Origin of the sequence: Photobacterium malacitanum (genome assembly GCF_900185615.1) — a bacterium.
Classification (GTDB): Bacteria; Pseudomonadota; Gammaproteobacteria; order Enterobacterales; family Vibrionaceae; genus Photobacterium; species Photobacterium malacitanum.
Genome location: NZ_FYAK01000005.1, coordinates 136,107 through 149,944 on the forward strand (window position 1 = coordinate 136,107; position 13,838 = coordinate 149,944).

Genomic DNA, 13,838 nt, shown 5'->3' on the forward strand with positions numbered 1-13,838 from the left:
CTCGGCGTTTTTTAATACAAGGCTATTGCGTGATTTACGCCAATACCATACCCGGTTGCGCAAAAGTGACAGGCACTTCACGCTCATCTTCAAAGGTTGACCACTCATAGGCTTCTTGGTCAGCCAATACTGCACGCAGTAGTTGGTTGTTAAGCGCATGACCTGATTTATAAGCACGCATCTCACCAATGATATTATGACCACACATGTAAAGGTCACCAATGGCATCCAATACTTTGTGAGTAACAAGCTCATTGTCAAAACGCAAACCATCATCGTTCAGGATACGGTAGTCGTCCAATACAATCGCGTTATCAAAGCTACCACCAAGACACAAATTTTGTGACTGAAGGTATTCGATATCACGCATGAAACCGAAAGTACGCGCACGGCTAATCTTTTTAACAAAAGACTGGCTTGAAAAATCTAACACTAGACGCTGCTGATCTGAATCAATCGCAGGGTGGTTAAAGTCGATAGCAAAATCCAGACGGAAACCGTTAAAAGGCACGAGTTCCGCCCACTTGTCGCCATCTTCAATGCGAACAGGCTTTTTAATACGTAAAAAACGCTTCGGCGCATTTAGCGTATCAATACCTGCTGATTGAAGCAGGTAAATAAATGGGCTTGCGCTACCATCCATAATTGGAATTTCGGGCGCATCAACTTCGATAATTACGTTATCGATACCCATACCGGCTAGTGCAGCATTCAAGTGCTCAACAGTTGAAATGCGCACGCCTTGCTCATTCACAAGAGCGGTACATAACATGGTATCGCGCACTGAGTCTGCATTCGCAGGGAAATCCACCGGTGGATTAAGGTCAGTACGGCGATAAATCACGCCAGTATTTGCGGCTGCAGGACGCAGAATAAGCGTCACTTTACGTCCAGAGTGGAGGCCCACACCAGTCGTCTGCACAATGCTTTTAAGTGTACGTTGTCTGATCATCTGCTTTATATCTCAACGGTTAAACAAACTTTTGTTTGCAAACTAATTAGGTGAATAGAAACTATTCGCAACGCCAAAGTGGCGAATCGAATACTTATCATACCATAACCCAAAAAATATCCAAAATAATTCACTGTGGTGAAACAATGCACCTTTTGCGGTGAAACAAAAGATGCATGGCTCACTTAACTAAAATTAGTACCACAATCAATGTGATGGCTATTTTAGTCCGCTTGCTTACGCAAGAATGCTGGAATATCTAGGTAGTCATGATCAGCACCTTGAGATTTAGCTGGCTGAGTTTCAGCAGGCTTCTCTTCAGCAACTGCAGCAGGTTGTTCCTGTGCAACAACTGGCGCTGGCTTAGATGACGTTACTAGTGTGATATCAGGCTTGCACTCTTTACCAATACCTGTTGCTACTACGGTTACACGTAGTTCATCAGTCATATCAGGGTCAAGTGAAGTACCAATAACCACTGTTGCGTTATCAGACGCGAATGCTTTAACTGTGTTACCCACAGTTTCAAACTCGTCTAGACGCATATCCATACCTGCAGTGATGTTAACAAGTACACCACGTGCGCCCGCTAGATCAATATCTTCTAGTAATGGGCTAGAAATTGCCATTTCAGCAGCTTCTTCTGCACGGTCGTCACCAGCCGCAACACCACTACCCATCATTGCATGACCCATTTCCGACATCACGGTACGTACGTCCGCAAAGTCGACGTTGATCATGCCTGGGCGAGTAATTAGCTCAGCAATACCTTGAACCGCATTCTTAAGTACGTCGTTTGCTTTCGCAAAGGCATCAAGTAATGTGATACCACGACCAAGTACTTTAAGTAGCTTTTCGTTAGGAATAGTGATTAATGAGTCAACATGCTTAGAAAGCTCATCAATACCTTGCTCTGCAAATGCCATACGCTTCTTACCTTCGAAGCTAAATGGTTTAGTCACAACAGCAACAGTAAGAATACCAAGCTCTTTAGCCACTTCAGCAATGATTGGCGCAGCACCAGTACCGGTACCACCACCCATGCCCGCTGCAATGAAGATCATGTCAGAGCCTTCAAGCTCTTTCTTGATTGCTTCACGATCTTCTAACGCTGAATCACGACCCACTTGTGGGTTAGCACCCGCACCCAAACCTTTAGTGATATCACCACCGATTTGAATAACAGTACTTACGCTTGTTTTACGAAGAGCTTGTGCATCAGTGTTAACACTAATGAACTGCACGCCTTCAATAGACTCACGTACCATGTGATCGACAGCATTACCGCCGCCGCCGCCAACGCCAATGACCTTAATTACAGCTTCATCAGACATTTCCATCATCGGTTCAAACATTTGTTCTCTCCGTTATCCTGTTCGCATCAGGTTTAAAAATTCTTTTCGAACCAACCACTGATTCGTGAAAATATTCCTGTTACCGAGCGTTTCGGCTCAAGAGCATTTTCATCAAATGATTGACTATCCTTTCCGTAGTGCAGTAATCCTACTGCGGTAGCATAAGGTGGAGCCTGAACATAGTCAGTCAACCCACTCAGCTCAAGAGGCTGACCTATACGTACTTGATTGCGGAAAACCCGCTCAGCACATTCAGTTAAACCTTCCATTTGTGCAGCGCCCCCGGTAAGGACGATGCCCGCTGCTAGGTGGTGTTTAACACCAGCCTCTCGCAATTGATCTTGTACGGTTAGTAATTTTTGATTTACTAACCCTAGCAATTCACTATATCGAGGCTCTATTACTTCTGCGAGTGTTTGGCTCTGCAAGCTCCGCGATGGACGGCCACCTACACTAGGTACGTCCACTTTAGCATCTTTGCCCACCAACTCACTCAGTGCACAACCGTATTTCACTTTAATATCTTCAGCGTCACCCGGCGGTGTACCAAACGCATAAGCAATATCACTAGTAACTACATTACCCGCATAAGGAATCACTTCCGCATGACGTAATGCACCACCAGTCCAAATAGCAAGATCCATTGTACCGCCGCCAATATCGACCACGCATACGCCGAGCTCTTGCTCATCTGAGGTCAGTACAGCCTTACTTGCTGCTAATCCTGAATAAATCAGATGATCAACGGTCAAGCCACAACGCTCTACTGCTTTAACGATGTTACGTGCCATGTCGTTATGGCAAGTGATCAAGTGAACACTTGCTTCCATACGAACACCTGATAAACCAACCGGGTTTTTAATCCCTTCTTGGTAATCAATCGCATATTCTTGTGGAATCACATGCAACATAAGTTGCTCATCGCTTATTTTTACTGATTTCGCCGTATGAATAACATTATCGACGTCATCTTGAGTTACTTCTTTATCAGAAATAGGCACCATGCCTTTTTCTGTTTGGCAACTAATATGTTTACCTGATAGCGACAAACACACGGAACCAATTTGGCAGTCAGCCATAAGTTCAGCCTGATCAACAGCACGCTGAACCGACTTTACTACTGACTCAAGGTCATTAACCCCACCTTTATCCATTCCGCGTGACGGGCTGCTACCTACACCGATAACATTAACATTGCCATCGGGAAGGACTTCCCCTACCAAAGCGCAAACTTTGGAAGTGCCGATATCAAGACCAACTATGAGTTTTTTATCTGCAGCCTTAGTCATCAGTGCACGCTCTTATTTTTTAGCCGGCGCATGATTTTCATACTCCGGTTTTGTTTTCCAACCCACAGCAGCGCCAGTATCATAACGCAAATCTACATAATTAATCGGCTTATCCTGCTTCAATAGCTCAGGATAAATCTCGATAAAACGCTTTATACGTTGCATTCGAGCTTCATGCCCTAATTCAAGTATAATTCCGTTTTTTAATACCACGCGCCAAGAACCACGTTCATTAAAGGCTAATGATGCAATTCCAAAACCCGCTTTTTTCAGCACTGGACGCATTTCACGCAATCCAGCTAAAACCTCTTGGCTGCTACCTTCAGGACCAATCAGATTGGTTAATCCTAATCCTGCCACTTGTAATGCTGGCGCCTTAAAAACTTTACCAGAACGATTAACTAAATAAGTACCATTCCACTCGGCGACAGGTTGGTTCTCAACCAAAAAGACTTTAATCGTATTCGGCCATTGTTTACGTACAGCAGCTTGAGCAACCCAAGGTAATGTCTCTACCGATGCTTGAATACTATTTACATCTTGGGTCATAAAAGTCCCCAGATGATTTAAATGTAATATTGACTGTCTAACATCATCTTTCGTCAGATAATGCAACTGTCCTTGAATCACTAAATTTGACAAGGGTAATCGGTTTGCATCCGTCATCCAGTCTTTGGTAGCACTGACAAGCCAAACCGTAAAACCAATGACAAAGAGAAAAAATGCCAATCCTCCCCACCGCTTTAAACCACGAGGAGAGGATGATGTATGCTCTTTATTTACGACTTCTTCAGTCATCGCGTGTCTATTTACCTTACCATTTAAGCCAAACCATTCCATAAAAGTATTTTACGATGGTGCGCTCAGTCAGGTATAACGAGCAAAGTTAAACGATTATACCGAGCAACTCGACCCACTCCAACACTCATTAGGCGTTTTCCGAGCATAACCTGACAATAAATTTATCTATTTGTCGAGAAATCGCAAAAAAAAGCGATCACTGGCGATGGAATATCCAATTTACAGCCAGTGATCAGTATTTACGATACTATTACTAACAACCAATGCCTTTTAGGCATCATTGCGCATAGCGACGACATTTAACTGCAACTCTGCTAACTGGCGAGCTATTTTGCCAACATCACCTGCACCTTGTGTCAGAACCAAATCATCATTTTGGATAATATTGGCTAATATTGCAGGCAAATTCTCTGCTTGTGGCACAAAGACAGGATCTATTTTGGCGCGAGAACGAATCGTACGACATAACGAACGGCCGTCAGCACCTGCAATCGGTGTTTCACCAGCAGCATACACATCCAGCATCACCAACACATCGACTTGCTCAAGTACATTGGCAAAATCATCATATAAATCGCGAGTACGACTATAACGGTGAGGTTGAAAGACCATCACTAAACGTTTATCAGGCCAGCCAGCACGTGCGGCCTTAATCGTTACATCAACTTCACTTGGGTGGTGACCGTAATCATCAACCAGCATCACGTTACCGTTACCAGTTTCAAATTCACCTAAGTGATCAAAACGACGACCTGTCCCTTCAAATTCAACTAAAGCACGCATGATAGCATCATCACTGACACCTTCTTCGGTCGCAACAGCAATCGCTGCAGTTGCATTTAATGCGTTGTGTTTGCCTGGAATATTAAGGGTAATATTCAGCGCCGGCTTATCATTACGTAATACCGTAAAGTGGCCTTGCTGACCGGTTTGAGTGTAATTGATTAATCGTACATCAGCATCTTCAGCAAAACCGTAAGTTAGCATTGGACGACCGACACGTGGCAATAGTTCACGTACCACAGGATCATCAATACACATCACTGCTAAACCATAAAATGGCAGGTTATGGATAAAATCAATGAAGGTCTGTTTTAGCACTTCAAAATCACCGCCATAAGTATCCATATGGTCGGCTTCAATGTTAGTGACTACACACACCATTGGCTGCAAGTGTAAAAATGAGGCATCGCTTTCATCAGCTTCAGCAATTAAATAACGGCTACAGCCTAAACGCGCATTGGTGCCAGCACTTTTCACTAAGCCGCCATTAACAAATGTTGGATCAAGCCCTGCTTCAGAGTAGATTTGCGTCGCCAGTGCTGTCGTGGTGGTTTTGCCATGGGTTCCCGCAATCGCAATACCATGACGGTAACGCATGAGCTCAGCCAACATTTCTGCACGACGTACTACTGGAATACGTAATTCTGTTGCCGCTAATAGTTCTGGGTTTTGCTTGCTAATGGCGGTTGATGCAACGACGACACTTGCACCTTCTACATTTTCAGCCGCATGACCAAAAAAGATCTCAGCCCCTTTGGCTGTTAAGCGATTAGTAACGGCATTGGGTGCAATATCAGACCCACTAACACGATAACCTTCGTTAACTAATACTTCTGCGATGCCGCTCATGCCAGCACCACCAATACCAACAAAGTGAATCCGTTCGACTCGGCGCATCTCGGGCACCATAGTGCGAATCTTTGCTAATTGCTGGTTATCCAGTTTACTCATCACTTTTGTTCCTGTTTAATTCTTTGCTAGTGATTTGATCACATCAGCAACACGTTGGTCTGCGTCAATGATAGCGGCATTGCGTGCGGCACAAGCCATGTGCTCAAGCGCAATACGATTTAATAAATTTATTTGTTGCGCTAAACCATCAACGGTTAATTGCGGTTGCTCAATCATTTTTGCGGCACCACACGCCACTAAATGGTCGGCATTTAATGCTTGCTGACGATCTTTGTGCATAAAGGGAATAAAGATCGCACCAACGCCAGCGGCTGATAGCTCAGATACAGTCAATGCGCCAGAGCGACAAACAACTAAATCAGCCCAACCATATGCGGCTGCAACATCATCTATAAATTCAGTCACTTTATGCGGCGTTTGAGCATCTTTGGCGTAGGCTTGCTGCGTCGATTGCTGATTGCCTTTACCTGCTTGATGCCAAATGGTGACGTTATCGCCTAACAACGCCGCCACCTCAGGCATGGTCTGGTTTAAAATCCGCGCACCTTGACTGCCGCCCATCACCAACACGCGAATCGGACCGCTACGCTCAGCAAAGCGTTGCTTAGGTGGTGGTAATAGCGTTACATCTTGGCGTACTGGATTACCCACCACTTGCTTATTTTTAAATGCACCTGGAAATGCTTGCAGTACTTTGGTGGCGATTTTAGCCAGCCATTGATTAGTGAGGCCTGCGACAGCATTTTGTTCATGCAATACCACCGGAATACCCAATGACCAAGCCGCTACACCACCGGGACCACTGACATATCCCCCCATACCTAATACGACATCTGGCTGCCATGCTTGCATGTATTTACGGGCTTGAAAAATCGCTTTGATAATTTTAAATGGCGCGCCAAGTAACGCTGCAATACCGCTACCACGTAGGCCCTTTACTTTAATAAAATCAATATCAATACCATGCTTTGGTACCAACTCCGCTTCCATACGATCTGCGGTGCCTAACCAGCGAATTTCCCAACCTTGTTGCTGTAATTGACGTGCAACAGCAAGTCCAGGGAATACGTGACCACCAGTACCACCAGCCATCACCAATAAACGTTTATTCTTTGTCATTAGAATGCTTTTTATCTTGTTCTCGTTGTGAATTATCAGCAGTGGCTAGGCTCTGTAAACCTAAAGATCCTTGCTCAACCGCTACTTCCATATTATCTAATGCTTCATCATCAACATCAGCTGGTTGCTCTGATGAGAATTTAGCGGCAACCCGTTGTTCAAAATCAATACGAATCAAAATAGCCACCGCAGCGGCCATAATAAATAAGCTCGAACCACCATAACTGATCAAAGGTAACGTTAAGCCTTTCGTCGGTACAATACCGGCTGCAGCGCCAACGTTAACTAAAGTTTGGAATGCAAACCAAATACCAAATCCAGTAGCCAGATAACCACCAAAAAGCAAGCCATCTTCAAGACATTTACGGCCAATCATGATCGCTTTAAACACTAATGCAAATAACAGCGTCAATACCACGATAACCCCGATCAGACCTAACTCTTCGGCTAACACCGCAAACACAAAGTCAGTGTGTGCTTCTGGAAGATAAGCCAGCTTTTGAATCGAGTTACCTAAACCTTGACCAAACCAGTCGCCACGACCAAATGCCATTAATGACTGGGTTAGCTGATAGCCACTACCATATGGATCTTGCCAAGGGTTTAAGAATGAGGTGACTCGTCGTAAACGATAGGGCTCAAATACAATCAACATTGTAATCCCCCCCAGTGCCAATCCGATCATGACTAAGAATTGCCATAGGCGTGCACCGGCAAGAAACAGCATGCCGATGGTACCAACGAACATTACCACGAACGAACCTAAGTCAGGTTGTTGGAGTAATAAAAACCCCATAATACCCAGCACAACAAGTGGCTTTATAAAACCAGTAACACTGCCTCTAACTTCTTTATTCTTACGCACTAAATAGCCCGCAAGAAATACAAATAATGACAGTTTAGCCACTTCAGCTGGCTGCAAGTTGAATACTCCAAGTGGAATCCAACGTGCCGCACCATTAACTGAACGCCCAATGACTAATACCACGATCAATAATAAGATCGAGGTGAGTAACATCGGTACGCTATATTTTTCCCATTTTGCTAAGGGAACTTGCATTACAATCGCGGCAATCACGAGTGAACACGCGAGAAAAAACGCATGTCGCAGTGCAAAGAAGAAAGGAATACCAGTAAGACGAGTGGCGACAGGTATGGATGCTGAGGTTACCATCACTAAACCGGTAACCATTAAGGCTATTGCTATCCACACTAATTGGCGATCATACAGAATCGGTTTAGCTGGTTTTAAAAACCAGCCAGACACTACCGATAATCCGTTACGGGCCATTTTAAACATTACATATTTCCTGAGACTGAATCTTGAAGCCGAATGGCTTGTTCAACAAAAGCATCACCGCGTGCCATAAAGTTGGCAAATTGATCCCAACTGGCACATGCCGGTGATAATAAAACCATATCGCCAGCGTGTACTGTTGCTGCTGCACGATCCATTGCTTCACTCATGGTGGCGACATTTATTGCATTCTCTACCAGTTCACTAAATAAGTGGCCATCACGCCCAAAACAATAAAGTTGTACATTTAAGTCAGCCAGAACAGGTTTAAGTTCACTGAAATCCGCACCTTTACCATCACCGCCCATTAATAAGTGCAGTTTGCCGGCTAATTGCAAACCGGTTAATGCTGCCATTGTGCTAGCAAGGTTAGTTGCTTTAGAGTCATTAACCCATTTAACACCATGCTGATTAACCGCAAGTTGGCACCGATGGGCCAGACCAGTGTAACGTCGCATTGCTTGGCAAGCAGCGTGACGATCAATGCCGACGGCGTCAGCTAACGCTAATGCAGCTAAACAGTTAGCCACATTATGACGCCCAACTAAAGCGATCTCACTCACCGCCATTAATGGTTCAGCCGCGATGGCAAGCCATTCCTCACCATCAACAATAACCAAGCCATAATCGCTACTATCAAAACCAAAACTGGTCATGTCACCGTTAAATAACGGCTTAGTCGCGAGATCATCACGGTTATAAACGGCTAATTTAGCATGATCAAAAATGCGCATTTTGGCGTTACTGTACTCTGCTAAACCACCCGGATAGCGATCCATATGATCTTCAGATAAATTTAAATATACCGCCGCTTCAAGTACTAATGATGACGTGGTTTCTAACTGAAAACTTGAGAGCTCCAACACATAAAGATCATGATCTTGCGCCAACATATCTAGCGCCGCAAAGCCAATATTGCCGCCAACACCAACATTGATGCCTGCTTCTTTAGCCATTTCACCAACTAAACTGGTAACGGTACTTTTACCGTTAGAACCCGTGATCGCAACCACAGGTTTATTCACTGCACGGGCAAATAACTCGATATCGCCGATAAGCTCAATTCCTGCTTGTGCTGCTAACAATAACTCCGGGGTTGCTAATGCAATACCTGGGCTAGCAACGATCAAATCCGCATCTAACAGCCAGGTTAAATTCCACTGCCCAGCACACATCGCAACGCCTGCGGGCAGTTGATCTTGGCCTGGTGGATTATCACGGGTATCAATCACTTTAATATCCAGCGATTGTGGTAATCGTACTAAATGGTTAACCACAGATAGACCTGTCATACCAAGTCCAATCACCACCACCTTATTAATACCAACCAAGCCATTCATATTAACGTACCTTCAATGTTGCTAATGCAATCAATACCAGCATCAACGTGATAATCCAAAAACGGACGATAACACGTGGTTCTGGCCAGCCTTTTAATTCGTAATGATGATGAATCGGTGCCATACGGAAAATACGTTGACCACGTAATTTAAACGAGCCAACTTGTAGAATTACCGATACGGTTTCCATCACGAACACGCCACCCATGATCACCAATAAAAATTCTTGGCGAACCAATACTGCAATCGTACCCAATGCGCCACCTAAGGCTAATGAGCCTACATCGCCCATAAATACTTGCGCAGGGTAAGTGTTAAACCATAAGAAACCTAAACCGGCACCAACAATTGCGGTACACAAAATAACTAACTCACCGGCATTGCTTAAGTAAGGGATATGCAGATATTCAGCATAGTTGTAGTTACCCGTAGCCCATGCAATAAAGGCAAAACCAGCGGCGACCATTACTGTTGGCATAATCGCTAGACCATCGAGACCATCAGTTAAGTTAACCGCATTACTCGTGCCAACAATCACAAAATAAGTCAGGACGATATAAGCGAGACCCAATTGCGGCATCACATCTTTAAAGAACGGCACCACTAATTGGGTTGCAGCAGTATCTTTACCGTAAGCATAAAGCACAAAAGCCACCACAAGTGCGATGGCTGATTGCCAAAAATATTTCCAACGAGCAATTAAGCCATCGGTGTTTTTATGAACAACTTTGCGATAATCATCAACAAAACCTACTGCGCCATAACCAAGCATGACTGTCAGTACCGCCCATACATAAGGGTTGCTCAAATCACACCACAATAATACGGTTAAGGTAATTGCAGCTAAAATCATCAGTCCGCCCATCGTTGGCGTACCACGCTTACTGAAATGTGACTCAGGGCCGTCATTACGTACCACTTGGCCAATTTGCATCATTTGTAAACGTGCAATCATGCGCGGACCCAGCCACAATGAGAACAGTAGCGCAGTTAAAATACTCATGATGGCGCGAAACGTCAGGTATTCAAACAGACGGAAAAAAGGGATTGAGGACTGAAAGTGGTCAGCTAACCAGTAAATCATTATTTATCTTCCTGCAAGGCAATAATAACATCTTCCATATGTGAGCTACGCGCGCCTTTGGCAAGCACAGTCACTTGTGAAGCATGATGTTGGCTAAGTTGTTGATGTAATCTTTGTTTAAGTTCATCGATCAATGCAGTTTTATCACTAAAATGCTGACCATTATTTAATTGGCTAACAACAGCGCTGGCACGACCAAATGTCATTACACCATCAAACTGTTTTTCACGTGCATATTCACCGACTTCACGGTGTAAGCTGTCGCTTTCTACGCCCAGTTCTGCCATGTCACCAAGAATAAAGTAACGTTTACCGCTAAAGCTAGACAGCACATCAATCGCCGCTTTTACCGAGGCAACACTGGCATTATAAGTATCATCAATTAACCGTAATCCTAAGCGTGGTTCAGTGATAGCTAATCGTCCTTTGACATTAGTGACAGTTTCTAAACCCTGTTTAACCTCGGTTAACGTTGCCCCTAATGCCATGGTTAATGCCGCCGCAGCCAGAGCATTACTAACATTATGCATTCCGGCAAGCGTTAAGCTGATTTCGATAGCACCTTGAGGAGTTTGCATCGTAAAACACGCTAAACCTTGCGGGTTAATCTTGATCGCAGTTGCAAAATAGTCGCCATGATCGCTAGTAGCCGAAAAGCTTGTCACAGCATGCCCAACCAATGACGGTTGCCACATCTCAAGTCGATTAGAATCAAGATTAATCACTGCTTGCCCTGCTGCAGTTAACCCTGCAAAAATTTCACCTTTGGCTTTGGCGACGCCAGCTAATGAACCAAAACCTTCAAGATGAGCAGCAGCCAGATTATTAATCAATGCCACATCAGGTTTTACCAATGCTGTGGTGTAGGCTATTTCACCTAAGTGATTCGCACCCAGTTCGATCACGGCATAGTTATCAGCAGGTGTTAAGCGCAATAATGTTAGTGGCACACCAATATCATTATTAAAGTTGCCTGCGGTTGCGAGTACTTTGCCTTTAGTGGCTAAAATTGCTGCCGCCATTTCTTTGACGGTAGTTTTGCCGCAACTTCCCGTTAAAGCAAGAGTTTTTAATCCATGCTCAGCGGTCATTTGGGCTTTTAACCATGCCCCTAACTGACCTAAGGCTTGGTGGGTATCAGCCACCACTAATTGTGGAATATCTAACGCTAAGCGCTTACTAACCAATAATGCTTTAGCACCGTTTTCAACCGCATTATGACAAAAGTCATGCGCATCAAAACGTTCACCAATAAGCGCAATAAAAAGAGTGTCGTCATCAATCGCACGAGTATCGGTTGATACCGCTGCAATCTCTGTATCTTCACCAATTAATTCAGCCGCTAATACTGCTTGTAACTGACTCAATTGAACCTTGATCATCGCTGTTCTCCAAATAATGCCGCTACCGTTTCGCGGTCTGAATAGTGGATCGTACGATCGGCAAGGATCTGGTAGTCTTCATGACCTTTACCAGCAACCAAAATAATATCGTTCGCGTTAGCTTGCGATAGCGCATAAGCACAGGCTTGAGCACGATCATGAATCACGGTTGCAGCTGTAGCTGTGGTTAACCCCGCTTGCATATCTCGCATGATTTGCAGTGGATCTTCACTACGTGGATTATCATCAACGAGCACAATATGATCGGCAAATTGCTCGGCAATGGCAGCCATCATTGGTCGTTTACCGCTATCGCGATCACCACCACAGCCAAATAAACACCATAACTTACCATCACAATGCACTCGCAGTGCTTGTAATGCTTTTTCTAATGCATCAGGAGTATGCGCATAATCGACTACCATCATCGCTTTAGAAGCGGTCGAATCTTGAAACACTTCCATTCGCCCAATCACGGCTTGCAATTGTGGTGCTACCGCCAACAATGCTGCCATGTCATGGCCTGTGGCGAGTAATGTTGCCAAGGCTAATAACAAATTGGTCGCATTAAATGAACCAACTAACGGCGCGGTGAATTTACCGTTACCCCAGCTTGATTCAAAGCAGATCGTCACCCCTTGAGTACTAAACTCAACCGCTGTCGCCCACAGTTTTGGTCCTGAATACGCAGCCACAGCCGCAGGATTGAGCGCAACAGCAACCGCTTGAGGTAAATCAGCTAACCACTGCTGACCCACGCTATCATCGGCATTAATGACAGCAATACCGCTGTCATGGGCAGTAAATAAGCTTTTTTTCGCTGCTGCGTAATGCGTCATATCACCGTGATAATCAAGGTGATCACGACTAAGGTTGGTAAAAATACTCGCCACAAAATGCAGCGCACTCACACGGCCTTGTACTAAACCATGTGAGGACACTTCCATCGCTGCAAAGTTGGCACCTTGAGCGACTAACTCCGCTAAGGTTTGTTGAATTTCAATCGCACTACCAGTGGTATTTAGCGCCGGCTGTAGATCAGCTAATAAACCGTTGCCTGTGGTCCCCATCACTCCGGCACGATAACCAATCAAGTCTGCCCACTGTGCTAATAACTGGCTAATGGTGGTTTTACCATTGGTACCCGTTACCGCATACAATTTAAGCTGACTATCTGGCTCAGCATAAAAGCGCCCAGCAATAGCTGATAACTTATGCCCTAAATCGTGCAGATAGATAATGATAATGCCATCCTGAAACTGAATCTCGCCATCAGTGGCGATAGATTCAGCTTCTGCCACAATTGCACTCGCCCCAGCAGCAATGGCATTTGTTATAAAACGACGCCCATCAACAGTGTGACCTTTCACCGCAGCAAATAAACAGCCTGTCGTTACTTGGCGACTATCCAGTGTCATCGACGTTAACAACAATTGTGCATATTCAGTCGGCACATTATTAACTGTTAACCAAGGCGCAAGCAGCGCGCCTAATTGTACTTCCTGTTTAACCAATGCCATGATC

At 44.6% G+C, this 13,838-nt stretch carries 11 protein-coding genes; all 11 read right to left on the bottom strand.

Annotated elements, in window-relative coordinates; genetic code table 11:
* Positions 1-34: 34 nt before the first annotated feature.
* The 11 genes from lpxC to murE all read right to left on the bottom strand — a co-directional run bounded on the left by lpxC (position 35) and on the right by murE (position 13,834).
* Positions 35-952: a UDP-3-O-acyl-N-acetylglucosamine deacetylase gene (lpxC, locus tag PMAL9190_RS12915; protein ID WP_065167016.1), complete on the bottom strand. Its 918-nt coding sequence runs from the start codon at positions 950-952 to the stop codon at positions 35-37.
* Between the two features lie 224 nt (positions 953-1,176).
* Entirely contained in the window at positions 1,177-2,307 is a 1,131-nt protein-coding gene (ftsZ, locus tag PMAL9190_RS12920; RefSeq protein ID WP_087845548.1) for a cell division protein FtsZ, read from the bottom strand.
* A 32-nt stretch (positions 2,308-2,339) separates the two neighbouring features.
* A complete protein-coding gene (ftsA, locus tag PMAL9190_RS12925) occupies positions 2,340-3,596 on the bottom strand; it encodes a cell division protein FtsA (protein ID WP_087845549.1) in 1,257 nt (418 codons plus the stop codon).
* 12 nt (positions 3,597-3,608) lie between these two features.
* Positions 3,609-4,394: a cell division protein FtsQ/DivIB gene (locus PMAL9190_RS12930; protein ID WP_087845622.1), complete on the bottom strand. Its 786-nt coding sequence runs from the start codon at positions 4,392-4,394 to the stop codon at positions 3,609-3,611.
* A 273-nt stretch (positions 4,395-4,667) separates the two neighbouring features.
* A complete protein-coding gene (gene murC, locus PMAL9190_RS12935) occupies positions 4,668-6,131 on the bottom strand; it encodes a UDP-N-acetylmuramate--L-alanine ligase (protein WP_087845550.1) in 1,464 nt (487 codons plus the stop codon).
* A gap of 15 nt (positions 6,132-6,146) precedes the next feature.
* Complete coding sequence (murG, locus tag PMAL9190_RS12940; protein ID WP_087845551.1) at positions 6,147-7,211, bottom strand: undecaprenyldiphospho-muramoylpentapeptide beta-N-acetylglucosaminyltransferase; 1,065 nt, start codon at positions 7,209-7,211, stop codon at positions 6,147-6,149.
* Complete coding sequence (ftsW, locus tag PMAL9190_RS12945) at positions 7,198-8,511, bottom strand: cell division protein FtsW (RefSeq protein ID WP_087845552.1); 1,314 nt, start codon at positions 8,509-8,511, stop codon at positions 7,198-7,200. The genes murG and ftsW overlap by 14 nt, the downstream gene beginning before the upstream one ends.
* The gene (murD, locus tag PMAL9190_RS12950; protein WP_087845553.1) at positions 8,511-9,848 is read right to left on the bottom strand and encodes a UDP-N-acetylmuramoyl-L-alanine--D-glutamate ligase; all 1,338 of its coding nucleotides are present in this window, start codon (positions 9,846-9,848) and stop codon (positions 8,511-8,513) included. Before murD ends, ftsW begins: the two co-directional genes overlap by 1 nt.
* Before the next feature lies 1 nt (position 9,849).
* Positions 9,850-10,932, bottom strand: a complete 1,083-nt coding sequence (gene mraY / locus PMAL9190_RS12955; protein ID WP_087845554.1) for a phospho-N-acetylmuramoyl-pentapeptide-transferase — start codon at positions 10,930-10,932, stop codon at positions 9,850-9,852.
* Positions 10,932-12,314, bottom strand: coding sequence for a UDP-N-acetylmuramoyl-tripeptide--D-alanyl-D-alanine ligase (murF, locus tag PMAL9190_RS12960; RefSeq protein ID WP_087845555.1), 1,383 nt, complete (start codon positions 12,312-12,314; stop codon positions 10,932-10,934). The genes mraY and murF overlap by 1 nt, the downstream gene beginning before the upstream one ends.
* Positions 12,311-13,834: a UDP-N-acetylmuramoyl-L-alanyl-D-glutamate--2,6-diaminopimelate ligase gene (gene murE, locus PMAL9190_RS12965; protein ID WP_087845556.1), complete on the bottom strand. Its 1,524-nt coding sequence runs from the start codon at positions 13,832-13,834 to the stop codon at positions 12,311-12,313. Before murE ends, murF begins: the two co-directional genes overlap by 4 nt.
* Positions 13,835-13,838: the final 4 nt, after the last annotated feature.